Source organism: Nitratidesulfovibrio sp. HK-II, assembly GCF_003402415.2.
In the GTDB taxonomy this organism is placed as follows: domain Bacteria; phylum Desulfobacterota; class Desulfovibrionia; order Desulfovibrionales; family Desulfovibrionaceae; genus Cupidesulfovibrio.
The window spans coordinates 1,137,144-1,163,058 of sequence record NZ_AP036014.1 but is presented as its reverse complement, the minus strand read 5'-3'; the positions used below and the strand labels follow the sequence as shown (position 1 = coordinate 1,163,058).

12 protein-coding genes and 1 pseudogene are annotated in these 25,915 nt (G+C 65.0%); 4 read left to right on the top strand and 9 right to left on the bottom strand.

What is annotated here, in order from left to right:
- Nucleotides 1–54: 54 nt before the first annotated feature.
- The 4 genes from RVX_RS04665 to RVX_RS04650 all read right to left on the bottom strand — a co-directional run bounded on the left by RVX_RS04665 (nt 55) and on the right by RVX_RS04650 (nt 9,222).
- On the bottom strand, nt 55–2,241 hold the full coding sequence (locus RVX_RS04665; protein WP_230404643.1) for a type I secretion system permease/ATPase: 2,187 nt from the start codon (nt 2,239–2,241) through the stop codon (nt 55–57).
- A gap of 1,548 nt (nt 2,242–3,789) precedes the next feature.
- On the bottom strand, nt 3,790–4,437 hold the full coding sequence (locus RVX_RS04660) for a response regulator transcription factor (RefSeq protein WP_116304924.1): 648 nt from the start codon (nt 4,435–4,437) through the stop codon (nt 3,790–3,792).
- Nucleotides 4,424–6,319: a sensor histidine kinase gene (locus tag RVX_RS04655; RefSeq protein WP_230404380.1), complete on the bottom strand. Its 1,896-nt coding sequence runs from the start codon at nt 6,317–6,319 to the stop codon at nt 4,424–4,426. Before RVX_RS04655 ends, RVX_RS04660 begins: the two co-directional genes overlap by 14 nt.
- 734 nt (nt 6,320–7,053) lie before the next feature.
- Nucleotides 7,054–9,222 (bottom strand): autotransporter outer membrane beta-barrel domain-containing protein, encoded by a 2,169-nt coding sequence (locus RVX_RS04650; RefSeq protein WP_172596519.1) that lies wholly within the window; start codon nt 9,220–9,222, stop codon nt 7,054–7,056.
- Nucleotides 9,223–10,045: 823 nt separating this feature from the next.
- On the opposite strand from RVX_RS04650, the pseudogene RVX_RS04645 reads away from it, so the two are divergent.
- Together RVX_RS04645 and RVX_RS04640 are read left to right on the top strand one after the other, a co-directional pair.
- A pseudogene (locus RVX_RS04645) lies at nt 10,046–10,369 on the top strand (IS481 family transposase); the annotation flags it as partial.
- A 387-nt stretch (nt 10,370–10,756) separates the two neighbouring features.
- On the top strand, nt 10,757–15,769 hold the full coding sequence (locus RVX_RS04640; RefSeq protein ID WP_116304921.1) for a beta strand repeat-containing protein: 5,013 nt from the start codon (nt 10,757–10,759) through the stop codon (nt 15,767–15,769).
- Between the two features lie 265 nt (nt 15,770–16,034).
- Here RVX_RS04640 and RVX_RS04635 read toward each other — a convergent pair whose 3' ends face one another.
- From RVX_RS04635 to RVX_RS04615, 5 genes are all read right to left on the bottom strand, one after another.
- Nucleotides 16,035–16,760, bottom strand: a complete 726-nt coding sequence (locus RVX_RS04635) for an ABC transporter ATP-binding protein (protein WP_116304920.1) — start codon at nt 16,758–16,760, stop codon at nt 16,035–16,037.
- The gene (locus RVX_RS04630) at nt 16,760–17,527 is read right to left on the bottom strand and encodes an ABC transporter ATP-binding protein (protein ID WP_116304919.1); all 768 of its coding nucleotides are present in this window, start codon (nt 17,525–17,527) and stop codon (nt 16,760–16,762) included. The genes RVX_RS04635 and RVX_RS04630 overlap by 1 nt, the downstream gene beginning before the upstream one ends.
- 12 nt (nt 17,528–17,539) lie before the next feature.
- Nucleotides 17,540–18,616: a branched-chain amino acid ABC transporter permease gene (locus RVX_RS04625; RefSeq protein ID WP_116304918.1), complete on the bottom strand. Its 1,077-nt coding sequence runs from the start codon at nt 18,614–18,616 to the stop codon at nt 17,540–17,542.
- Nucleotides 18,617–18,646: 30 nt separating this feature from the next.
- A complete protein-coding gene (locus RVX_RS04620) occupies nt 18,647–19,567 on the bottom strand; it encodes a branched-chain amino acid ABC transporter permease (RefSeq protein WP_012612308.1) in 921 nt (306 codons plus the stop codon).
- A gap of 285 nt (nt 19,568–19,852) precedes the next feature.
- Nucleotides 19,853–21,016, bottom strand: coding sequence for an ABC transporter substrate-binding protein (locus tag RVX_RS04615; protein WP_116304917.1), 1,164 nt, complete (start codon nt 21,014–21,016; stop codon nt 19,853–19,855).
- A 418-nt stretch (nt 21,017–21,434) separates the two neighbouring features.
- On the opposite strand from RVX_RS04615, the gene RVX_RS04610 reads away from it, so the two are divergent.
- Complete coding sequence (locus RVX_RS04610) at nt 21,435–22,409, top strand: diaminopimelate epimerase (protein ID WP_172596518.1); 975 nt, start codon at nt 21,435–21,437, stop codon at nt 22,407–22,409.
- Nucleotides 22,410–22,763: 354 nt separating this feature from the next.
- The gene (locus RVX_RS04605) at nt 22,764–25,823 is read left to right on the top strand and encodes a hypothetical protein (RefSeq protein WP_116304915.1); all 3,060 of its coding nucleotides are present in this window, start codon (nt 22,764–22,766) and stop codon (nt 25,821–25,823) included.
- Nucleotides 25,824–25,915 lie beyond the last annotated feature (92 nt).

Below are 25,915 nucleotides of genomic sequence, written 5' to 3'. Positions count from 1 at the left end.
TTCGATGAAGTCCCGCCAGCTGTGCTCTTGTCGTTTTCCATGGTCATGCTCCCGTTAGCCCTGACGAGGGGCGGCTGCGGGCGCGCCCGTGAAGCGTGCGGCCCCGGCCGCGCGCACCTGATCGCCGCGCAGCGCGGCAAGGACGGCCTGCTTGGGGCCGTCGGCCACCACCTTGCCGTGGTCGAGCACCACCAGCCGGTCCACCAGATCAAGCATGCTCACCCGGTGGGTGACGAGGATGAGCGTCTTCTTGCCCAATATTTCCGCAAGGCGGCGCTTGAGCGCCATTTCCGACGAATTGTCCATGTTGCTGGACGGTTCGTCCAGTATCAGCACGTCCGGGTCGTGCAGCAGCGAACGCGCCAGGGCCACGGCCTGGCGCTGCCCGCCCGAAAGGGCCATGCCCCGCTCGCCCACCGGCATGCCGAAGCCCGCCGGGTGCCCGCGCACGAAATCGACCACGCCCGCGATGGTGGCGGCGCGCAGGATCATGCGGTCGTCGGCGTTGGGCACGCCGATGGCGATGTTGTCGCGCACCGAGCCGTAAAACAGGTAGTTGTCCTGCGCAAGGTAGCCCACGCGCGAACGCAGGTCGGCCATGTCCATCTGGCGGATGTCCACCCCGCCGAAGCGCACCGCGCCGTCGCGCGGCTGGTACAGCCCGATGGCCAGGCGGCCCATGGTCGACTTGCCGGACCCCATGCGCCCGATGACGCCCACCCGCTCGCCGGGGCGTATGGTCATGTTCACGTTTTCCAGCGCCAGCCGCTCGGAACCGGGATAGGCGAAGGACACGCTCTCGAAGACGATGGAATGCTCCAGCGGGCCGAAATCGACATACGGACGGTCCTCTGGCCGTTCCGTGGGCAAATTCATGAGCATATCAAGCGATTTCAGCGCCATGCGCGACTGCTGCAGCCGCGCCAACATGGCCGCCACCTGGCTCAGCGGGGCCATGGCGCGCGAGGCCAGCATGTTGCAGGCGATGAGCCCGCCCATGGTCAGCAGGCCGTCGGAAATGCGGTACACGCCCCAGATGATCACCGTCACGCTAACCAACTGGGTGAACAGGATGGACATGGTCACCGAGATGTTGGCCAGCCCCTTGGTGTGCGCGTTGGACGAGGCGCTCATGCCCACCACCTTCTCCCAGGCGTGCTGCATGCGGCCTTCGGCCAGCGACGACTTCACGGTTTCCAGGCCGTTGATGATCTCCACCAGCAGGGCGTTCTTCTGCATGCCCTCCTTGTAGCCCGCCTCGGCCAGACGCTGGAACGGCAGTTGGAGCAGCATGCCGATGCCCACCACAATGGGCACGGCCAGCATGGGCACCACCCCGATGGGGCCGCCGATAAAGCACACGATGAGCACGAACAGCACCAGGAAGGGCAGGTCCACCAGCGCCAGCAGCGTGGTGGAGCCGAAGAACTCGCGCAGCGACTCGAACTCGCGCAGGTTGTTGGCCAGCGAACCGGTGGAATCGGGCTTGGCGTCCAGGCGCAGGCTCATCAGTTGGTTCATCAGGCGGCTGGCCAGCACGATGTCGGCGTTGCGGCCCGCCACGTCCACGAAGTAGCTGCGCAGGTTGCGCAGCAGAAAATCGAACACGTAGGCGATGCCGATGCCGATGGCCAGCACCCACAGCGTCTCGGTGGCGCTGTTGGGCACCACGCGGTCGTACACGTTCATGAAGAACAGCGGGCTGACGATGGTCAGCAGGTTCACCACCACGCTGGCGAACAGCACGTGCTTGTAGATGGGCAGGAAGTGCAGCAGCGTGTCCCAGAACCAGCGCTTGGCCTTCAGCAGCTTTATCTCGCTGGCCCGGCGGTCCAGCTTGCCTTCCAGCCGGGCGAACATGGCGTAGCCGGTGTATTCCTTGGTCAGCTCGTCCACGGGCACCATGCGCGGTTCCATGCCCGTTTCCGGAAACAGCACCTCGGCCTTGTCACCTTGCAGGGACAGCAGCACGCAGGCCTTTTCCTGCCGCAGCAGCAGGATGCACGGCAGGGTCAGGGACGAGATGCGGTCCAGCGTGGGGCGGTACACCACGCTCGAGGCCATGCCCGCCGTGCGCGCGGCACGGATGCAGGCAGACGGGTGCACCGGCCCGTCGGTCATGGGCAGCCCGGCGATGAGGAACCGCGTGGACACCGGCTTGCCGTGCAGGCGGAACAGAAAACTCATGCACTCGATGAGCGGCGGGGTGTAGTCCACGTCGGCCGGGTCCAGCCCGCGCATGTCGGGAATGCCCGCCTGCGGCACCGGGGGCTCCAGCGCGGCGTCAAGCTGCGGGCCTTCCAGCGCGGCGGCGGTGGCGGCTGCGGCATCGCGCGGGATGGCGGAGGGCGGCGGGGGCGGCACGGGGCGCGGCGCGCCCACGGCGGGGATGGGTTCTTCCGGCGCGAAGGCGGCGGCGCGATAGGGATCGGGCGGCAGGGCCGGGCGCGGCGCGGGGGTGACGGACACCCCCGGCGGGGTTGCCATGCCGGACGAAGGCCTGCCCGGCGTCACCGTGGCGTGCAGGGGGGGCGGCCCGGCTGCCTGGCTGGCGGCGGGACCGCCGGACGGTGGCGTGCCAGACGGCTGCGTGGCGGACGACTGTGCGCCAGACGGCGGTGTGGCCCCTGCGGGCTTCGCCGTGGTCGCATCGGCAGGCCTGGCCGCGCCCGAAGGCGTGGCAGGCGCGGAGGCGGGCCTGGCCGTGCCTGCGGGCGTGGCCACGCCAGGTGACGGGGGCGACGACGAAGGAGCGGCAGCGGCTTTCGCCGCGTCGCCACCGGCACCCTTGCCAGCTTCGACGCCGGGGGCCTTGCCGGTCTCGCTGCCGGTTCCCGTGGCCGGGCGGCCAGCGAATCCGTAGGACGGCCGGGGCGGCCTGTCGCCAGACCTGTCGGCGGGACGATCCGCAGGGTGGTCAGCAGGTCGGCCCGGGGAACGTTCGTCGGGGCGGCTGGCGGCCTTGTCGGAAATCTTGTCGGCGGGGCTGCCCGACGGCTTGTCGGCCGCGCGTTCCGCCGCCCGTTCGGAAAACCGCGCCAGGGGGCGCTCGGCGGGCTTGCCCGCATCCGGCCCTGCCGGGCGCGCGGCGGTGGCTGCCGCCGACGCGGGGCTGACGGCGGAAACCCGCCCTGGCGATGCGCCCGAACCCTTGTCCGGTCCCTTGTCCGGCTCCTTGCCGGGTTGCGTGGCGTCGGGGCGAGCGGAAGGCGGGGAAGAAGGCTTGTCTGACACGGCGGACCCCTCGTGAGGTGAATGACCAATGGCGCAGCGGGGGGGACGGCAACCGGCCCCCCTTTCCGGACATTTCATCCTATACGCGCGGCCCCCCTGCCGCGCAACCGGATTATGGCGCTCCTCCTTTCTGCTTTCCCGCGTCCGAAGGCCGAAAAAACCAGCCTCCGCGACGACTGACGCGACGACCGCGCAAAAGCAGCCCCCCTAGCCGGGGCATGGGAAGCACCACGTCGCACCGCCTGGCGGACGCACCACTTCGCGGCGCGCACCAGCACGGCGCATCAACGCAACGCCTGGGATGTGGCGATAACGGGATATTTGCTGACGCATAGCCCAACCCCTCTTCAACCCCTTGTCATGACACAGCAAGTGCCACCTGTAAGGGGCGGCAGCAACGTCGCCGGGCAGATGACGGATTCCGTTGTGGCTCGTCCGGGAGCCAAGGCGTCTGCTGTCGTACGTATGATTCCGGGGCTGGGGGATGGCAGCGGAGCTTGGATCGACCTCTGGCCCGCGCTGCTTTCTGAGGCGGGGTCGGTCCCGGGGTGGCTCCTACTCCCGTCCGTTGATGGCGAATTTGCGCAGGGTACGCACGTTCGGCAGCCCCAGTTTGTTGACCATCCGCGTCAGATATGTCTCCACTGTCCTGGGGCTGATACCCAGGTTTGCGGCAACCTCCATGTTGCTCACACCGCGCGCCATGGCCGAGAAAATGGCCCGCTCCTGATCGCTGAGCAGAAAGAGCGGGTCCGTGGCCGGAGAGCCAGCCGTTTCATCCAGGCTCAATCCGGCGCGGTCGCTCAGGAAGCATTCACCGCGCAGCACGCCCTCTATCCCATCCAGCAGCACGCCTGGCTCCTCGCGCTTGGTCACATAGCCGTTCGCACCGCAGCGCAGCGCACGGTCTATGGTGCCGGGGTCTTCATGCATGGAATAGACCAGGGTGCGGACACCGTGTTCGGCAAGATCGGCGAGCAGGTCCAGGCCGCTGCCGTCCGCCAATGAAAGGTCCAGCAGCGCGAGATCGAAGGCGGCCTGTTCCAGACATTCCTTCGCGTCGGCGCAGGTTCCGGCTTCCACGCCGGGCGTGTAACCGTTGGACTCCAGCAGCAGGTTCAGCCCCTGACGCACGGCAGGGTGATCGTCGATGAGCAGAAAACGGCAATCGGCGGGGGTATGGGGTGGGTCAGCGGGAAGCATCTGGGCGGATTATCCTTGTGGAGGTGGGGGAAGCGTGTTTGTCGCACGGGGCTGCGCAGGTGACGACGGTGCCGCCCCTTGGTGCGTCCTCTATAGTCAGCTTGGCGTGGATGACATCGGCACGGTGGGCCATGATGCCAAGGCCAAGCCCTCCCATCCGGGCCCCCTGCCGTGCGGAGGCCTTGCGGCCAATGCCGTCGTCGCGAACGGTCAGGGTGACGCCGCCCTGGGCGGGGCAGAACAGCTGCACGCGGATGGTGCGTGCCTGTGCGTGCTTGGCCGCGTTGGTCAGTGCCTCCTGCGCGATGCGGTACAGCGTGCGCATGTTGGGATTGGTGCATTGCCCGCAGTGGCGGCGCATTTCGAGCCGTACGTTTATGCCCGTATCCTTGGCGATGCGTCGGGCCAGGTCGTCCAACGAGGGGCCCGGCGTCGCGGGGTCGTGCTCTACGGGCCAGAGACCGCGCGAGGTGCGGTAGGCGTCGTCGGTGGAGGCGTCAAGCAGGGCCGCAAGACTGGCCATGGTCGTGGCGTTGTCCGTTCCCGCAAGCCGCTTGTTCAGGATGGATGCGCGCAGCCGGGCTCCGGTGAGTTTCTGGCACAGGCCGTCGTGCAGTTCGTGGCTGATGCGCCTGCGTTCATCCTCGCTGATGTTGATCACTTCCTGTTCGAGCCGGTTGCGCTCTTCCATCTCGGCCATGAGCGACTGGTTCTTGCGCTCCAGTTCCTCGGAGAGTCTTTCCACGGATGTGAACGCATGGGTGAAGCGTTTGGCCAGGGCCAGCGATTGGGTGACAACCAGAAAGAGCATGCCGAACTTGATCAGGTAGGGCGTGTTGATGAGCTTGGCGTGGGAGAGGCCGTCGTTCAGGCAGGCGAGCAGGTGCACCCCGCTGCCGAGCAGCAGCAATCCCGCGCCGCTCATGCCGCGCCGTGCGCAGGCGAACAGGCGCAGGACGTAATAGACGCCGTAGCCCAGCCCGACAAAAATGCTGAACGCGATGTACTGGGAAACGCGGTGGTCCGGCGCGGTCGGCAGCAGCAGAAAGAATACCGCGAGGCGGAGGTCCACCAGATAGCGGACGGCGGGGTGGAAGACCTTCGGGAAAAGCGTGTCGTAGAACCGGAAAAGCATGGGGGCGCAGGCCAGATAGAAGAACAGCGGGACGTATTCGGACCAATGGGGCGGCAGGGCCGGAAGGAACCGGTTGATGGCCCAGAAGGATGTGTTGGAGGTCATGCAGTAGCACAGCATGCACAGGCAGAAGCCGCTGAAGTACCCCGCCGAAACCTGCTTCCGGTCCAGATGGAACAGGAAGAGGTGGTACAGCAGTGTGACCAGCAGGCAGCCGGCGAAGAAATAGGAAAAGGTCCAGGTTCTGTCGCGTTCGGCTTCCAGGGGTCCGGGCGGGGCGAGCCGTAGCCCCTCCGGCACGCCGCCGGCGCGGAAATGGTGGTTGGATATCTGGAGCACGAGTTCCAGATTTTCCCCTTTGGGGGTGATGCTGGCCAACACCAGCGATCGCAGAGGCGTCTCGCTGTCTGCATCCGTGCCCACGGTGCCGCTGCCCGTCACGAACTGGCCGTTGGCCCACAGCCGGTAGGCCATGGGGATGTCGAAGAGCCGCAACGTAAGCTCGCGCGCCTCCGGCCAGAGGCGCAGACGCAGCCGCAGGGTGGCCTGCCCCGTGCCGCCAAGCTCTGCATCATTTACGCGCATTCCCTTCCATGTGCCGGGTAGCGAAAGCAGGCCCGACGGCGAAGGGGCGGTGCCCTCGGCGAAGTCCTGCGGCGTCAGCAGACGGTTCCAGTAGAATTCCCATGCGCCGTCCAGCCGGGCGGGGCCCATGGTCGCCGGATCAAAGCGCCGCAGATCCAGCACGCCGTTTTCGGCCCGAGGGCCATCGGTCGCCGCCGCCCGGCCGCACGGCAGCAAGAGAAAAGCGGCCGCCAGCAGCAGCGCCGCCACAAACCGCGGAGCGGGGTGGAATGCCCGGACCATCCGGAGCAGGCAGGAAGGGAGCGGTGCGTTTCTGTGCATCATGGGTCGGGTGGGGGGATGGGGCGCGCGCTCCATGCGACAGGCGGACTCTATACGCGGCGGGGCGCCTTTCCACCCTCTCGACATGTTCCGGACAGACAGACCGCCCTGGATGGGCTGACGGACTTCACAAATGCCCATGCGCAGAGAGAAGCCCTGGTGATACGCCTCGATTTCCGGCGCATTCCGAGGAGCCCGCCATGCTGCCAGAGCCGTGTCGTCGCCCGTGCATCCCGCCCGAACGGCTGTTCCGCTGTTCGCCCAGATATCCCTGGCGCTGCTTGCCGTGTGTTCACCGGTTCTGGCTAGCGACATCACCAGCCATGCGGCGGGGCCTGCGGGCGTTTCCTGGGCTGTTCGAGAACACCGGCATCTGGACCCGGGCACGGAGCGGTCGGGATGAAAGGATGTGAACGTTCATCCCCTTGAACCTCATCCCCCCCCTCAGGCCGCGGCGCTATGCCCTGCGGCCGCACCATGTCCGTAAGTCATGCGGAAGAGGCTGGTTCACGAGATAACGGTCTGCCATGTCCAAGAGGGCAAGGCCTCATCTGGGCCGCAGTGCATTCCTGCGGCTAGAATTCATACTTGAGCTGCAAGCTGCCGGTCACGCCCTCACGTTTCCCTGCAAAGCCCTGTACGCCGAGGTCGAAGGACACGGGCAGCGATGCCAACGGCGTGTACACAAGCCCCAGTTCACCGGTGCCCGTATCGCCGCCCATGGACGGGGCCTTCATGGCATACCCGTTGGTGCTGGCGCGGGCCGTACCGTCAAACTCATGTTCATATGCCGCGCCGATGTAGGGGGTGATATGTTCATTCACCATGTAACTGAAGCGCGAACCGAGACGCAGACGGTTTGAGTCCACATCTTTAAAGTCGACGGGGTCACCGGTAGACAGCGTGACGGAGTCGCCCTCCTGCCGTGTCCAGAAATATTTGCCGTAGAGATCAAGCGAAGCATTCTCCGTTACGTTCCAGACATAGCCGGTTCCCATATGCAACCCGTAATACGCAGCCGACGAATCGTATTCAGCGCTCCGCCCGGCGGCATCGCGCAGGTCGGAACTATCGTATTCGTTATGCAGTTCGCCAGCCCGAACCGAGGCTTCAACATAGATATGGCCGGGTCCGGTATCGACCAAATCCATACGGCCCAGAATGCCGCCGCCAAGGTAACGGGTGTTGCCGTCTCCTTCGACAGACTCTGCATTGCTGAACGAATTGTAGGTATTGTACGAACCGTTGCCGTATTCAAAAAACGGCCCGAATGTCAGACGGCCGAGCGACATATTGCCCCCCCAGGCCAGCCCTGCCATCAGGGAGACACTGTCCAGATCCACATGCGACCCGGTATTGTACCGCACGGAACCGCCGGAAAGCGCGCCAAACCCGGCCGGGGCGCCGCCACTGCCCGCCCCCCCGGCCTTGGCCGCGGAAACGGCAGAATCCATGCCCTGCCCGGCGGTCACGTCCGCGCCTTGCAGTATCATGCCCAGGCCAGAAACAAAACCTTCTGAAAGCGCCTTGGTCTGCTCGTTCACCGTGGGCTCGGTTTCGGCGGATACCGTGGCTAACAGCTTGTTGTTCTCGGTTGCCAGGTCAAAGTTGTATACCAAGGTCACACCCTGCATGCCCGTACCGCGCGCTGTGGAGTTGAGGCCGCTGTTCGTGACCAGCGTTCCGGCGTCAATGAGTGTTATGGTGTCGCCTACCTGCAGGGGCGAAGAACTGCCGTCAATTCCCACATTGACGATGGAAGACCGCCCGGAGCTGCCCGTCAGATCCGCAGTGCCCGTCACGGTCAGCACCGTATCCCCCGCCGACAAGGAGGAAGGCAGATAGAAGTTGACATACTGAAAATTAGAAAGTGCTGCCACCGTCAGCCCAGAGGTTTTCACGTTCAGGGTATTGCCGCTGAAAGCATCACCACTGGTGGTCATACTCAAATAGCCCCCGTAGAGACCTGCGGTTGTCAGATTCGGGGAACCGCTGATGGTCACGACATTGTTTGTGGCCAGTCCCGTGCCATAGGGCGCGCTGACATACCCGCCAACAATATCGGCTACGGTGCCACCGCTGACATTGATGGTATTGCCAGAGGCCGAGTGTGTTCCACCTACATAGCCAGCAAGAGCATACCCGCCATAGACACTGCTTATGGAACCATCGTTGATGTTGATGGTATTTCCGGATGCCGTGGCGACACATGGGCCGGTCATGCTGTCCACATAGGCGTAGCCACCATATACGTCATGCGCTGTCCCACCGTTGATGGTCACGGTGTTATCGGAAGCGGTCATCGAGAAGGCATTTACGCTTTTTGCAAAACCACCATATATATCGATACCATTGCTGCCCACAAAGCCAGATCCAATTGTCACTATATTATCGCTTGATGATACTGCGACATTTGTTGCAACACCGCTATAATACCCACCATATATGCCGAAATCGACAACCCCTCCATTGATATTAACTGTATTGCCATATGAATAAATATTATCAGCATGACTTGCTATATTGTTTGTTCCCCCAATGCTTATCGGACCGTCCAAAAAAGGAGCATTGCCTATAACGTCCTTATAATTTGAAGTATAATTAACAGTAGCCGCAGCGCCATGCTGCGGAACCATAAAGACAAATACAAGAGATGCCACGGTAAAAAGCAGCAGGACAACACGATACGGCGAGGGGAACTTTACACCGCGCAACAACGCGCTAACATATCTTAAAAAATACATTTACTGCTCCAGATGCTTTCTTTGATTTTCATATCAAGAATTTCGGGCACACAATGTGCGCTTTGCATAGCGTTGATGCGAATCTAGCCAGTCTTTAAAAGCCCTCTTCTCGGACTCATGCAGCCCCATACTGCGCTGCACCTTACTGCAAAGACAAGAAACAACAGAACGAGCAGCGGACATCCCGCCCATTCAAAAGGACGGCCTATAGCGCATGCCAGAGACATGGCGAACTCCTCGGGATGCGCTGGAGTTCGGTTCGTATCCCCCTGACTCCCGTGCGCATGGATATTTCCGCTCACCCCCTAATCCATTCATGGCTCTCCGTCTGTCCGGGAAAACACATACAGGTGCAATTTGTCGGAGCGTTGAAAGATCGGCTCCGCCACATATGTCGCCTGCCATTCCGAAGACTGCAGGACGCGTGGCACACGGATGGTCAATACGCCGCGTTACGACACTGGCTGAGGAGATGGAGAAAGCGGAGAACAAGGAAGGAAGCGATGAGGGGCGGGAAACCGAGCTGCTGGAAATATACCCTTCGCGAACGCGCCTGCCTGACAACAGCCCTGCCGCACCAACCGGAGCAAACAGCCTGCTACAGAATGTTCAATCCTCTCCGGCTCCGTATCGATAGCCCTCATACATCCCAAGCGCCTGCAGCAAGAATCCGAATCGCCAACAGACACTGAAGCGAACATTTAACAGCACGAAAAGGCGGTCAGGCTTCAAGCCTGACCGCCTTTTCGTGCGTGGTGGAGTTGAACGGGATCGAACCCGCTGCATAGGGCTGCATTCCCGGCGCGCGGCGCGGCACGCGTTGCCCGACAGACATCCCTACGAACTGCCCCCGCAACTGGAGGGCATCAAACACCGGACAACCCGCGTCAGACGCCGCAAGGCAACGTCTTTGGGGAACGTCTGCACAGAACGTTGCTCCACGAGCATTTCAGAATGCATGGCGCGCTAATTGGAACGAGCCATTGAATGAAATGCAGACGGACCTCGACACGCATCCACGCCACCACAACCGTTAACGGGCGCACCAAGCAAGAACCATTAACGGTCGGACTCCCCACCAGGCCTTACTTGATGGCCGTCCAAGGGGCAGGCGGAAGAGGACAACGAAGGGCAGCAGGCCGCCTGATCTGCACCACGCCGGGCACGGCAGCGCCAGGCGAGCACCACCCTGCACACCCCGCACTACACCAGCAAAGACACCGCGCAACACTCTGTTACATTGCGCAACACAGCAGCACGCCCCGCGTGCACTCCACACAAAACCACATCTTAACAATTCTTAAGCTCTATTGTTTTATTTTATCGCTGCACATTGTCGTATCACCACATGAAATATTCTATCATGCGGCCATCAAGGCCTTGAGCGCACAACATCGGAACGTGCACTCCACGCAACATCATCAAAGATACATGGCCGTGAACGGAATGGCGTCGCACCAAGCCACGGCCCATACGGCACAGGCAGCACGGCACGTCATTCACAACCGCCGCAGCCACCGCACAGGGGGGAACCATGGAAACGTCAGCCAACATCCAGTCGTCCGGCCGCCAGGGAGGCGGGTCGGGCACGCCCCTGCGCGCTCCTGGCGCGGGACAGGTCCGGGTGGTCGAGGCGGCCGCCGGGGCGCTCTTTGAACTGGCCTTCGCCGCCGAGGACGCCAGCCTGGCGCGCAGCGGCAACGACCTGGTCTTCAACTTCGAGAACGGCGGGCGCATCGTGCTGGCCGGGTTCTTCGCGGCGGGCGACACCGACGCCCTGCCGCAGTTCACCCTGCCGGAGGGGGGCACCATCTCCGGCTACGAATTCCTTGCCGCGCTGGACCCGGACCTGCTGCCCGCCGCCGGGCCGGGCGCGGGCGGCGCGGCGGGCGGCGGCGTGGGCGAATACAGCGATGACGCGGGCAGCCTGATTTCCGGCGTGTCCGGGCTGGACCCGCTGACCACCTCCACCCTTGGCGCCACCGCCCTTGGCGCGCTGACCGATGACCCCACCACGCCGGACATCGACTACGGCATCGGCGTCACCGGTTCCGCCGTCACCGTGGCGGAACGCGGCCTGCTGGGCGAACTGGGAACACAGGAAGCATCCGCCGCCACGCAGACCGGCACGTTCACCGTGTCCGCGCCCGACGGCATCGCCACGGTGAGCGTGGGCGGGGTCATCGTGATCTCCGGCGGCGCGCTGGCGGCCGACGAAGCCGCGCGCACCGTCACCACGGACTACGGCACGCTGGTCGTCACCGGGTACGACGCGGCCACCGGCGTCGTCAGCTATGCCTACACCCTGACCGGCAACGTGCTGGCGGCGGGCGACGCCTACACCTTCAACATGGCCGTCACCGCCACGGACACCGACGGGGATGCGGCCACGGGCATCATCGCCATCACCATCACGGACGACGTGCCCACTGCCGCCGACGATGCGGCCAGCGTCACCGAGGACGAAGGGAACGACGGCGGCGTGGTGAGCGCCACCGGCCATCTGCTGGACAACGACACCCTGGGCGCGGACGGGGCCACGGTGACCAGCGTGGGCGACGCCAGCGTCGCCGCCACGGGCAGCACGGACATTGCCGGGCAGTACGGCACCCTGACCATCGCCGCCGACGGCAGCTATACCTACACCCTGAACAACGCCTCCTCCACGGTGCAGCACCTGACCACCGGCGAGACGCTTTCCGAAACCTTCTCCTACACCCTCACCGACGGCGACGGCGACACCGCCACGGCCGCCCTGACGGTGACCATCAACGGCAGCGACGATGGGGTAACCCTGACCGGGATCGGAAACGAGGCGGGCGACCTCACCGTATCCGAAAGCGCCCTGGCGGACGGCAGCGCGCCCGACGCCGATGCCCTGGCCCAAAGCGGCACGTTTACCGTCAGCGCCGCCGACGGGCTGGACACCCTCAGCGTGGAGAACGTCACCGTCATCTCCGGCGGCGTGCTGGCCGCCGACGAGGCCGACCGCACCATCGTCACCGCCGCCGGCACCCTGGTCATCACCGGGTACGACGCCAGCACGGGCACGGTCAGCTACACCTTTACCCTCGCCAGCAACGTCCTGGCCGATGGCGACGCGGCCGCGGTGGCCTTCTCCGTCACCGCCACCGACCGCGACGGCGACACCGACACCGCCAACCTCACCGTGACCATCCTGGACGACGCCCCCCTGGCCGTGGCCGACACCGCCAGCGTCACCGAGGATGATTGGAACGACAGCGGCGTGGTCAGCACCACCGGGCACCTGCTGGACAACGACACCCAGGGCGCGGACGGGGCCGTGGTGGTCTTCGCCCAGTCCGGCACGGACGCCACCGGCATGCCCGCCATCACCCAGCCCGACGGTTCCTTCGTCATGGCGGGGCAGTACGGCGTCCTGACCATCGCCGCCGACGGCACTTACACTTACACGCTGAACAACGCCTCCACGGAGGTGCAGCACCTGACCGAGGGCGAACACCTTACGGACACCTTCACCTACGTCATCGCCGACGGCGACGGCGACCCCGCAGCCGCAACGCTCACCGTGACCGTGAACGGCAGCGACGACGGCGTGAGCCTGGGCGGCTTCTGCGCCACCGGGACCGACGTGACCGTGCACGAAAGCGCCCTGGCGGACGGCAGCGCGCCCGATGCTCTCGCCCTGGTCCAGACCGGCAGCTTCACCGTCACCGCCGCTGACGGGCTGGACACCATCAGCGTAGGGAATGTCACCGTCATCTCCGGCGGCGTACTGGCGGCCGACGTGGCCGCCCGCACCATCACCACGGACACCGGCACCCTGGTCATCACCGGGTACGACGCCAACACGGGCACCGTCAGCTACGCCTTCACCCTTGGCGACAACGCACTGGCCAGCGGCGACGCGGCCACCGTCACCTTTGACGTCACCGCCACGGACCGGGACGGCGATGCGGACAGCGCATCCCTCACCGTGTCCATCGTGGACGACGCGCCCTCGGCCTTGGCCGACACGGCCAGCGTCACCGAGGACACCTCCGCCACCGCCACCGGCAGCCTGCTGGACAACGACACACAGGGCGCGGACGGGGCCACGGTGACCGTCATGGCGACCTCCACGGGCAGCACCACCGTGAACGCGGATGGCACCACCACCGTGGCCGGACTGTACGGCACCCTGGTCATCGCCGCCGACGGTTCCTACACCTACACCCTGAACAACAGCCTTGCGGCGGTGCAGGCCCTGAACGCCAGCCAGTCCGTGGCCGACGTGTTCACCTACACCCTCACCGACGCCGACGGTGACGCCACGTCCTCCACCCTCACCGTCACGGTGCATGGAGCCAACGAAAACACCCCGCCGGTGGCGCAGTGCGACACGGCCACCATCCACGAAAGCGACGTGGACCCGGCCACCGGTGCGGTGACGGTCAGCATCGGCAGCAGCGTGCTGGACAACGACAGCGACGCTGACGGCGACCTCCTGTCCGTGGCCAATGCGGGCACCTACACCCTGGACTACGGCACCCTGGTCATCAACGCCGATGGCTCCTACACCTACACCGTGGACATGACCGACCCGGCGGTGCAGAACCTGTTCTCCAGCACCTCCACCAGCGCGGCCAGCCTGGCGGACACCTTCACCTACACCCTGTCCGACGGGCACGGCGGCACCAGCACGGCCACGCTCACCCTGTCGCTGGTGCCGGACAGGCTGGCCACCGGCACCTCGGGCGACGACACCGTGGCCATGGGCGGCTCGGGCAACGACGTGCTGGTGGGCGACCCCGGCGGGGTCACCGAAACCACGGTGTACGCCACCTACAACGTGGCCATCATTCTCGATTCATCGGGCAGCATGTCCGACTCGCAGTTGGAAAAGGCCATCGCGGCCCTGACCAACCTCATCCAGCAGTTGGAAGACTACGAAGGCACGGTGAACCTGAAGGTCATCGACTTCGACACCGGCATCAGCAACACCTGGAGCGGCGTGCTGACCGAAAGCACCATCTCGCAGGTGCTGGACATGCTGGAAGACGTCCAGAGCGGCGGCGGCACCAACTACGAGGCCGCCTTCAACGAGGCCTCGGAGTGGTTCGCCTCCTCCTCCATCGCGGACAACGGCGGCGAAAACGTGGTGTACTTCGTCACCGACGGGGAACCGACCTACTATTACAAGGATTCCGTTTCCTATACCTACACCACGGGCGGACCGGGCCAGGGCGGCGGGTACGGCGGTCCCGGTCAGGGCGGACCGGGACAGGGCGGCGGGCAATCCACCACCTACAGCGTGGACGTTCCCGACGACTACGTGCTGGGCGAGGTGGTGTACAACACGGCGGGCACCGCGCGCATCAACGCCGAGGGCTACCTGGAATACTCGACCAATGGTGGCACTACGTGGACCACCACCTCGGTCTCCGTGCTCGGCGGCACCGGCGGTTCCACCAGCGACACCGAGACCGACCAGTCGGAGGCGGCGTATGCCCGTCTGCTGGCCCAACTGGATAACGACGTGGCGGTGAACGCCATCGGCATCGGCAGCAGTTTCGTGCACGGGCCGGGCGGCACCACCAGCACCACCCTGCTCGACCCCTACGACAACACCGGCGGCGCGCAGATCATCACCGACGCCTCGCAACTGGCCGCCGCCCTGGATGCGGGCACCACCGACCTCAACCCCGAGGCCACCGGCGCAGACACCCTCACCGGCGGTGCGGGCGACGACATCCTGTTCGGCGACGCCCTGAACGCAGACTACCTGCTGGCGCAATCCGGCTGGGACCACGGTTCGCTGACCTCGGGCGACTCGCTGGCCATCGTCAAGGCCTACCTGTCCGCCACCCTGGGGCACGAGGCCAGCAACGACGAACTGCGCACCTACATCGCCGACCATCAGGACGCGCTGTCCGGCGGGTCGAGCGAATCGCGCGGGGCGGCGGACGTGCTGCACGGCGGCGACGGCAACGACACCCTGTTTGGTCAGGGCGGCGATGACACACTGTACGGCGACACGGGCGACGACCATCTGTACGGCCAGGGAGGCAACGACACGCTGTACGGCGGCGACGGCAACGACCATCTGGACGGCGGCATGGGCGTGGACACCCTGTACGGCGGCGCTGGCAACGACACCCTGGTGGCGCACGACACCAACGCAGACGACGCCATCAACGGCTCGGACTTCACCGGGCTGCACGGCGGCGAAGGGTACGACACCCTGGTGATCGACGATGCCGGGGCGACGCTGGACTTCACCCACATCGGCAGCACCGCCGTCACCGGCATCGAGGCCATCGACCTCACCGCCACAGGCGCACAGGCGGTCACCCTGTCGGCGGCGGACCTGCTGGACCTTTCCGCCACCATGGACACCGGCAACTCGCTGACCATCAGCGGCACATCCGCCGACCACGTGAACCTTTCCGGCTCAGGCTGGACCAACACCCACGCCAGCCAGACGGTGAACGGGGTAACCTACGACGTGTACACCGGCACCTCGGGCTCGGAAACCCACACCCTGCTGGTGCAGCACGACATCATCGTGCAGACCACCGGCTAGCGGGCCAGCGCCAGCCCACCCGCACGCAACGCACGAACGCAAAACGGGCCGCCCCTTCCGGGGCGGCCCGCCGCATTTCCTGGCTTGGCGACTTTGCGATGTTCGGTCCGCGCAGCCCCTAGGGGCTGTTCCTGACGTAGGATTTTCGTCCGTTGGCAAGGAAAACGAGTCTGCCATGAGGGAGTATACTCTTCTCGTATTCGACCGATATGGCAGGCGAAGTTTGACACCGCCAACGGACGAAAAGACAAGTCAGGAGCAACCCCTACCCGCCGAGATAGGCCTTCTTGACTTCCGGGTCGTTGAGCAGGGAATCCGAGGGGCCCTGCGCCACGATCTCGCCGGTGTCCAGCACGTAGCCGCGGCTGGCCACCTGCAGGGCGAGGCGGGCGTTCTGCTCCACCACGATGATGGTCAGACCCTCGCGGTTCAGTTCCTTGAGGGTGCGGAACATTTCGTACATCAGCAGCGGGGCGAGGCCCATGGACGGTTCGTCCAGCAGCAGCACCTCGCAGCTGGTCATCAGTGCGCGGCCCACGGCCAGCATCTGCTGCTCGCCCCCGGACAGGGTGTCGCTGCGCTGGGTGCGCCGCTCGGCCAGACGGGGGAACAGGTCGAAGATGCGTTCAAGGTCACGCGCTATGGCCGGGTCGTTCTTGCGGGCGTAGGTGGCCAGCATCAGGTTTTCCATCACCGTCAGGTTGCCGAAGATGTGCCGCCCTTCGGGCACCAGCGCGATGTGCAGCTTGCTGACCACGTCGTGCGGTTCCACGTTCAGCAGCGACGTGCCCTTGAACAGGATGTCGCCGCCGCTGACCTTGGGCGCTTCCGGCGGGGGCAGGCGCATGATGGACTTCAGCGTGGTGGACTTGCCCGCGCCGTTGGCCCCGATGAGGGTGACGATCTCCCCTTCGTTCACATGGAACGAAAGGCCGTGCAACGCCTCGATATTGCCGTACTTTACGTAGAGATTCTCGATGGAGAGCAGCATCAGATCGTATCGTCTCCCAGGTATGCCTTGATGACGACCGGGTTGGACTGGATTTCCTCCGGCGTCCCTTCGGCAATGGTGCTACCGAAATCGATGACCTTGATCCACTGGCACAGGCTCATGACCACCTTCATCTGGTGTTCGATCATCCAGATGGTGATGTCGAACTCCTTGTGAATCCAGCCGATGAGCTTGATCAGCCCGTCCACGTCCGCCGAGTTCAGGCCCGCCGCCGGTTCGTCCAGCAGCAGCAGCTTCGGCCTGATGGACATGGCGCGGGCGATCTCCACCCGGCGCTGCAACCCGTAGGGCAGGTTGCGGGGCAGTTCGTGGGCGGCGTCCTTCAGGTCCATGGCTTCCAGCATTTCCCAGGCGATGGCGTCGATGTTGCCCTCACTTCTGGTAAAGCGGCCGGTGCGCAGAAAGGCGTCCCAGATGGTATAGCCCAGGCGGTGGTGCTGGGCGATGCGGATGTTGTCCAGCACGCTCATCTCGTGCCACAGGCGGATGTTCTGAAAGGTGCGGGCGATGCCCCGCGCCGTCACCTGGTGCGGCCGCAGGCCCGCCGTGGGCTGGCCGTCGAACAGTATCTGTCCTTCGGTGGGCTGGTAGAACCCGGAGACCAGGTTGAACACCGTGGTCTTGCCCGCGCCGTTGGGGCCGATGAGCGCGATGAGCTTGCGCTCTTCCACCGATATGTTGAAGTCGGAAACGGCCTGCAGCCCGCCGAAGCGTTGCGTCACGCCTTTCATTTCAAGCAGCGGCATGTCCTCGTTCCCCTATTTGAACGTGTAGAAGCGGCGCAGCTTCGGGAAGACGCCCGAAAGCTCGCGGTTGCCCATGATGCCTTCGGGCCGGAACTGCATGAGCAGGATGAGGATGAGCGGGATGAGCACCCACTTCCACACCTGGCTCAGTTCGTATCCGGCGGGCAACAGGTTGACCGCGTGCAGGGCCGCATCCAGGCCGGGAATGACGAAGCGCAGCGACTCGAGCAGCAGCGTGAACAGGATGGCCGCCATGACCGAGCCGGACAGCGAGGCCATGCCGCCAAGGTAGACCATGACCAGGCCTTCCGTGGACTTCAGGATGTTGAAGGCCTGCGGGTTCACGTAGCCGTACACGTGGGCGTACAGCGCCCCCGCCACCCCGGCGAGGCCCGAGGAAACCATGAAGGCCACCAGCTTCACGTGGTTGGTGTCCACGCTCATGATCTCGGCGGCCACCTCGTCCTGGCACACGGCGGAAATGCCCTTGCCGTAGGTGGAATTGACCAGGCGGCGCAAAATCCACACCGAGAACAGCGTGCCCAGGATGACCCAGATGAACATCCAGGGAATGTCCACCAGGTCGCGCATGCCGTTGATGACCCGCTTCATGCCGTGAAAGCCGCGCGGGCCGCCGATGATGTCCAGGTTCTCGATGACCGAGATGACGATGTAGTTAGCCGCGATGGTGATGATGGCCAGGTAGTCGCCGCGCGTGCGGAACGAGGGCAGCGCCACCAGCAGGCCGAACACCGAGGCCACGAGCCCTGCCACGATCAGCACCACCGGGAACAGCATGGGGGCCAGTTCCGGCGGCAGCAGCGCATCGCCCACCAGTTTGTTGGAGGTGAACAGCACCACCGAGAGCACGGACGAAGCATACGCGCCCACGCACATGAACCCGGCGTGCCCGCACGAGAACTCGCCCATGTAGCCGTTCACGATGTTCAGGCTGCTGGCGAAGATGATGTTGATGCCCATGAACATGAGCACCGTCTGGGTGTACTGGTCAATCAGATTGAACTGCGCCAGCAGCACAAGGCCAAGGCACAGCGCCGCCAGTGCGGCGTTGAGGGTGTATTTCTGCATGTTCGCGTATCCTCTGGCGTGCGTCGCGGGTTAGATCTTGGTGGTCTTTGCCACGCCGAAGAGGCCGGTGGGCCGTTGCCACAGGATCATCAGCAGGATGGTGAAGGCGAACAGGTCCCTGAATGTCGAGGGCAGGAACGCCGCCACCATGATCTCGATGAACGCCAGCAGAAAACCGCCGATGAACGCCCCGCGAATGTCGCCGATGCCGCCCACCACCGCCGCGATGAAGGCCTTCCAGCCCACCATGGCGCCCATGTAGGGGTCGAGGATGGGGTAGGACATGGCGAAAAGCAGCCCGGCAAGGCCCGCGAAGCCCGACCCCAGCACGAAGGTGAACACGATGATCGAATCGAGCGGAATGCCCATCAGCGGCAGCGCGAACTTGTCCCACGCAACGGCCCGCATGGCCATGCCGATGCGGGTGCGCGTGACGATGAACTGCAGCAGAAAGAACACCAGGAACGCCGTGATGATGACCCACACCTTCAGGTTGGTCACCGACACGGAGCCGAAGGTGTACACCACCTTGTCCACCATGTCGGGCAACTTGCGGCGGCTTGCGCCCAGCAGTGCCAGGTTGCCGTTCTCAAGGATAAGCCCGCACATCAGGGCGGTGATGACCACGTACAGCCGGTGCGCGCCCTTGCGCCGCAGGGGGCGGTAGGCAATGCGTTCCAGCGTCACGCCCACCCCGGCGGTGAGCAGCATGGTCAGCGGCACGGTAAGCGCAAGCGCGGCCCAGCCGGGCAGGTTAAACACGCCCAAGAGGTCGCCGAGCAGCAGCGAGGAGACGAAAAATGCGATGTACGCGCCCACCATGAAGATGTCGCCGTGGGCGAAGTTGATGAGCAGCAGCACGCCGTACACAAGGGTGTAGCCCAGGGCGATCAGCGCGTAGAAGCTGCCCCACTGGAGCGCGTTGAACAGGTTCTGGATGAAGATTTCCACAGTCCCGAAACCCTCCGTGGAACGGTTTGCCCCTTGGCGCGCGCCGTGCGCGCGTCAGGGGGGCAGAACACGGGCGGCGCGTCGTGCGCGCCGTCCGTGAAAGGTGATTCGTATGTTCCGCTTCGCAGGTGCCAGGTTCCGGATGGGAACCCGCGCAGGGCGGCACCTTGGCCGGGCGGCAACCCGGCGCGCCGCCATGGCGGCGCGGATGGAAGCGGAAGCCGCGCAGTGCGTGCGGCGGAAAAGGCCCCGCGCGGCCGGTGGGCCGCGCGGGGAATCATCATACTACTTGGGGCAGACCGATTCGGCGAAGGTGAATTCACCCTTCTCGCTGATCTTGACGACCACGGCGCACTTGATGGGGTCGCCTTCGGCGTCGAAGCTCATCTTGCCGGTGATGCCGTCAAAGGTCTTGATGCCGACCATGGCGTCGCGCACGGCCTTGCGCATCTTGCGCACGTCGGAATCAACCTTGCCCACGTTCTGGATGGCCTGGAGCACGATACGGGTGGCGTCCCAGGTCAGGGCGGCCACGTCGTCGGGGATGTAGCCGTACTTGTTGTTGTACTTGTCGATGAATTCCTTGGTGGCGCCGGTGGCGCCAGCAGCGGCATAGTGGGTGGAGAAGAACTGGCCCACGCATTCCTTGCCGCACAGGTCCATCAGTTCGGCGGAACCCCAGGCGTCGGAGCCCATGAAGGGACCCTTGTAGCCAAGGTCGCGCGCCTGCTTCACGATAAGGGCGACGATGTTGTAGTTTTCAGGCAGGAAGATGAAGTCGGGCTTGGCCGCGATGACCTTGGTCAGCTGGGCCGAGAAGTCCTGGTCCTTGGTGCCATGCGATTCCATGCCCACCACGGCGCCAGCGCCGTGCATCTTCTCCCACTCCGCCTTGAAGAACTCGGCAAGGCCCTTCGAGTAGTCGTTGGAGATGTCGAACAGCACGGCGGCCTTCTTGGCCTTGAACTGCTTGGTGGCGAAGTTGGCCACCACGGGGGCCTGGAAGGGATCGAGGAAGGCGGCGCGGAACACCCACGGACGGCCCTTGGTGGTATCCGGGTTGGTGGACCAGGGCGAGATCATCGGGGTTTCGTTGTCGTTGGCGACGCCACCGGCGGGCACGGCCTGCTTGGACGACTGCGGGCCGACCACGGCCAGCACCTGGTCGCGCTCGATGACCTTCAGCATGGCGTTGACGGCGGATTCGGGCTTGGCTTCGTTGTCCTCGAACACGAATTCGAGCTTGTACTTCTTGCCGCCCACATCCAGGCCGCCCTTGCCGTTGATTTCTTCGCGCAGCATTTCGGCGGCGAACTTCGCGGCCTCACCCACCTTGGGGATGTCACCGGTCAGGGGGATGACGAAGCCGAGCTTGATGGTGTCGGCGGCGAACGCCTGACCCGACAGCACAAGCAGAAGCGCCAGCACGAGCAATACTGTCTTCTTCATCTTTGCCTCCTCGCAGGGAAACTAGGGTTTTTGATAGCGGTTTAGTATCCCAATCAGGCTGTGATGGGAACCGGTTTCTTCAATAATGTCTTTTTTGTAAATTGCAAACCATTACAGTATGTTGGTGATTAACCATTTTGTCACCACAGTTTCCGCCGCTATACTAGACAGTTAGATAACCCTCGGGCATCATGCGCAAGACGCCCTGGGTTGCGGCGTACGGCGTGCTTCCGACATGGATTTAACGCGACGTGGAGTGGCCGCATCCGGGCAGAAAGCCGCCCAACCCAGGCGTGGCGCTGTTTTCCGGCCATGTGGCCGCGTTCGGACAGCCTTTGCGGCACCCAGTCCATGCCGCGCCCGGCCTGGCCGAAGCCGCTTGACACGACAAGATTGTTCATTCAACCCATCTCTCGCCATGTACCATCCCAACGCCCTGCGCTTTCACAAGTTCAGCCCCGGCGGCAACACCACCATCCTCGTCACAGATCTGGTGCCGGTGCGCCTGCGCGCCGCCGTGGCGGCGGAACTGATGGGCGAGCACCACGTGCACGCCGAACAGGTGGGGTTCGTCTCGCTGGCCGGGGTCCGACCGCGCATCGACATGATGGGCGGGGAATTCTGCGGCAACGCCTGCCGTTCGCTGGCGGCGCTGCTGGCGCTCAAGCGCGTGCTGGTGGCGGGGCCGGGCGGGCTGATGTCCGGCGAGATCGAAAGTTCCGGCGTGGAGGGGCCGCTGCCCGTGCGGGTGGTGCTTACCGCCCAGGGGCCGGACGCCGCCGTGCGCATGCCCCTGCCCCTGCCCCCTGTCGCCGGGAACGCGTCTGGCGGAAAGGATGCGTCTGAAGGAAAAGGCGCGCCCGACGAAATGGAAACAGGCGCTGGCAATGCCGCCCCCACGGGCAACGCCCCACCCTGCGCCCAGGACCTTTCCCGCATGGTCACCTACCCGGGCGAGGGGCTGGCGCTGGTGCGGCTGCCGGGCATCGCCCATCTGCTGCTGGACGCCGCGCTGCATCCCTTCCCGGAGGCATGGCGCGACCGTGCGCGGGCGCTCATCGATCTGCACGGCCTGTCCGACGAGCCCGCGGCCGGGTGCATCTGGCACCACGGCCCCTTGGCCGCGCCCGGCATCACCCCGGTGGTGCGCGTGCGCGACACGGACAGCATCATCCTGGAATCGGCATGCGGGTCTGGTTCGCTGGCCTACGGCCTGCTGCGCGCCGCCAGCGCAGACGGCGAAACCTCGCTGGCGGTGCGGCAACCCAGCGGCGCGGCGATCCGCGTTTCGGTAACCCGGCGCGACGGCCTTACGCCAGAGGCATGGATTGGCGGCGCGGTGCGCCACGTGGCCAGCGGCACCGCCTACCTGTATGGAGACGGCGCGGCGTAGCCGCCTGCACGCCCGGCATGCTCCTGTTTCTGGAGCACGCGCGACAACATGCACCGGCCCCCGGTTTTCCAGGGGTTTGCCGAACAATCGCCCTCGGCCCTTGCAGGGCACGGCCCAGGCCGCCACGCAATCCGTACCGGCCGCCCCGTTCCGACCAGTTGTCTCCCACCCCGATTGACTGCGCCGTAACCTTTCCGTAACAATGAATGCACGGGAACCTCCCGAAATCACGGGGGCTCACCCGGTCATTTACCGGGCACCTCCCGATCACGAACGGTCACGAACGGACATTCACGGAGCCCTGCACCGGCTCCCCGCACCTTCCACGGACGCGCCGCGTCACTGCGAAACATCATGGCATTCCGCACGCTTTTCTTCGACCAGCAGGACCACGAGCTATTGCTCATGGTCAACAAGGTGCTGGAGAAGACCCGCACCCCCAGCCCCTTCGTGCGCAAGCTGTTCGACGCCAGCCTGCACCCGCACGGCATCAAGGAGCTTTCCGTCTCGCGCGAACTGCGCGTGGCCTACGCGGTGATCAACCTGCTGGACTCGCTGGAGGCGGGCCTGGCGGAAGAACGCCTGCTGGCCCTGCAGACCCTGCGCGACGAGGTGCTGTACAGCGCGCAGACGGGCCTGCGCCGCAACACGGCGCGCGTGCTCATCCAGATCATGAAGGACCTGGTGCGCGCCCACGGCGACACCTGCCGCCAGCTCAAGCTGGCGCACGATTTCCGCCGCGCCGCGTCGGGCAAGCCGCGCATCGTGCGCGCCCTGCTGGCCCACTACCACCTGCTGGAAATGCCGGAAGAATGGAACCAGCTGGCCTTCGACAACCACGTGCACGACGCCAACACCAAGGGCCGCAAGAACCCCACCCACCTCATCATGGACGCGTGGATCAAGGGCATCCGGCACCTTACGGTGATCTACTACAACTTCGTGGAATCGGCAGCCGCCCGCGAGCTCATGCAGGCCGCCGACATCATGGGGGTTTCCGTCCGCATCGGGGTGGAATTCCGGGTGCCCGCGCGCAACAAGTACGCTGAACTCATCTGGGTGCCGCGCGGCTTTTCCGACTCGCAGGGCTTTCTTTCGTTCCTGTCGGAAACGCCCACCCAGCACCTGATGCATGAGGGTCGCAAGGCCTCGCAATACCTTGCGGAATATGTCCTGCGTGTGTTGCAGCGCTACAACGAGCGCCATCGCCGGACCATCAACGAGGAATTCGGGCTGACCCTGGAGCCGCTGCACCGCGACGAATTCCTGGCCTTCGTGGGCACCGGTCAGCCGTCGCTGCTGCACCTGGCGGAATTCATCCACAAACGCCTGGTGCCCGCGTTACAGGGCCGCATGGAGGAATTGCGCGACGAGTGGGCCATCGCCACGCCGCCGGAACGCGAGGCCATCGAGGCCCTGGTGGCCCGGCTGGACGGGCTGGACGCGGAAACCGTGCACGACCTGTGGCTGGTGCCCGCGCGCAACCCAGACATTCCTTCCGCCTTCGTCCCCCGCGAGGGGGCCGACGTGCCCGACATCCTGCGCACCCCGCCGCGCGCCCTGCTGGACTGGCTGACCAGCCTGCACAGCGGCTACCGCATAACCCTCAACCTCACCGAACTCACGGCCGCCGACGTGCTTGAGCTGCTGTGGGACTGCGAGGGGCTGGTCACCCACCTTGAGCTGTTCAACCTCAAGGACTGGGCCGAGGGCGACGAGGCCCACGTGGCCAACATCCGGGCCATCAACGAACTGCAACTGGCCATCAACAGCGGCAGCGCGCCAAGGCTCAAGCGGCTCATCCGGGCGCTGATCCGCGACTACGCAGATTCCGGCGCGGACGACGCCTGCGAACGCTGCGAAAAGTTCCGGCGCATCCTGCGCAACATCCCAAGGTTGCAGGGGTTCTACAAGACGGTGCAGCTCAAGTCGCGCATCGGCAGCGACTCCACCAGCCGTTCGCACCGGGTGCACGGCATGGGCCTGGTGTTCCGCGACACGCTGCCCCCCCGCGCCCAGAAACAGATAGACGACCCGCGCGACACCATGCGCCAGATCATTCCCGTACATACAGAGGTGTACCTGCGCGAAAGCATGCTGGAGCGCCGCACCCCGGTGCTGCCCAGCACCACCATGGTGAACCTGGTGCGGCGGCTGCCGGGATTTTCGCGCTTCGGCTTTCGCCGGGTGCGCGAATGGGTGGTGCGCACCGACACCTCGCGCGTGACCCCGCACGGCAACATCGCCACGCTGGGGGGCTTCGCGCGCAGCGCGGGCAACGGCCTTTCGCTGCACATGCGCGGCGGTGCGGCCTGCGCCCGGTGGATGGGCATGCGCTACCTGAACACCGGGGTATCCAACGCGCTGAAGGTGCTGGCCGGGTTCATACCGGCCCTGCTGGCCTTCCAGCACACCCAGCACTGGTGGGTGCTGGCGTGGTTCGGCGCGGTGATCTGGTTCCTGATCACCGGGGTGCGCAACGTCATCCAGGCGGTGACGGGCGGCGGCGGCGTAAGCCGTTCGCCCCTGCTGCGCTGGAACGACTACGTGAGCTGGAGCCGCCTGTCCGACTCGCTGATGTTCACGGGCATCTCGGTGCTGCTGCTGGAACTGGTCATGCGCAAGCTGGTGCTGGAACAGACCCTGGGCTTCACCGTGGGCAACCACCCCATCCTGGTCTACACGCTCATCGCCGCAGCCAACGGGGCCTACATCGCCTCGCACAACATCTACCGGGGCCTGCCGAAAGAAGCGGTGCTCGGCAACATCTTCCGCAGCGTGCTGGCCATCCCCGTGGCCATGCTCTACAACCTCCTGCTGGACGACCTGCTGATCCTTGCCGGGGTGGACAACCCCCTCGACATGCTGCAACAGGGCGCGGCGGTGATCTCCAAGACCGCGTCCGACACGGTGGCCGCGCTCATCGAAGGCTACGCCGACCGCAACAACAACATGCGCATCCGCCGCTGGGACTACGACAGCAAACTATACCAGCTGTTCGACGCCTTCTCGAAGCTGGAACTGCTGTTCCCGGAAGAGGACGTGCTGGAACTGCTCTCGCAGCCCAAGCAGTTCATCCGCGCGGTGGAGGCCGAGGCCGAGGACCTGGAGCGGACCATCATCATCAACGCCTTGGACATGATGTACTTCTGGATGTACCAGCCGCGCGCGCGCAGCGTGCTTTCGCTGCTGGTGCGCGACATGTCGCCGGAGGAAAAGGCCATCCTGGCCCGCTCGCAGATGGTGCTGACCCGCGAGCGCGAGGTGAGCCAGCTGTTCGTGGACGGCATCGTGGGCAAGAACTTCTCCAAGCCCCTGGCCTTCTATCTGGACCGCAACGTGGAATACCTGACGGCCATGTCGCAGCTGACCGGCGTGGACACGGTGGGCAACCGCATCGCCTCGCCGGTGTAGCCTCCCGCCCCCTTGCCCGGCCCGCGCTTTCATGCCATACAGGCGGCGCGAGCCGCGGTTTACCGCTTTTGCTCGCCCCACTGGCCCCGCTT

What these genes read in the sequence shown, in the direction of transcription:
- RVX_RS04665 (WP_230404643.1), bottom strand. Translation starts at nt 2,241, where the DNA reads ATGCGCGGGCTGGACCCGGCCGACGTGGACTACACCCCGCCGCTCATC.
- RVX_RS04660 (WP_116304924.1), bottom strand. Translation starts at nt 4,437, where the DNA reads ATGCTTCCCGCTGACCCACCCCATACCCCCGCCGATTGCCGTTTTCTG.
- RVX_RS04650 (WP_172596519.1), bottom strand. Translation starts at nt 9,222, where the DNA reads ATGTATTTTTTAAGATATGTTAGCGCGTTGTTGCGCGGTGTAAAGTTC.
- RVX_RS04640 (WP_116304921.1), top strand. Translation starts at nt 10,757, where the DNA reads ATGGAAACGTCAGCCAACATCCAGTCGTCCGGCCGCCAGGGAGGCGGG.
- RVX_RS04635 (WP_116304920.1), bottom strand. Translation starts at nt 16,760, where the DNA reads ATGCTGCTCTCCATCGAGAATCTCTACGTAAAGTACGGCAATATCGAG.
- RVX_RS04630 (WP_116304919.1), bottom strand. Translation starts at nt 17,527, where the DNA reads ATGCCGCTGCTTGAAATGAAAGGCGTGACGCAACGCTTCGGCGGGCTG.
- RVX_RS04625 (WP_116304918.1), bottom strand. Translation starts at nt 18,616, where the DNA reads ATGCAGAAATACACCCTCAACGCCGCACTGGCGGCGCTGTGCCTTGGC.
- RVX_RS04615 (WP_116304917.1), bottom strand. Translation starts at nt 21,016, where the DNA reads ATGAAGAAGACAGTATTGCTCGTGCTGGCGCTTCTGCTTGTGCTGTCG.
- RVX_RS04610 (WP_172596518.1), top strand. Translation starts at nt 21,435, where the DNA reads ATGTACCATCCCAACGCCCTGCGCTTTCACAAGTTCAGCCCCGGCGGC.
- RVX_RS04605 (WP_116304915.1), top strand. Translation starts at nt 22,764, where the DNA reads ATGGCATTCCGCACGCTTTTCTTCGACCAGCAGGACCACGAGCTATTG.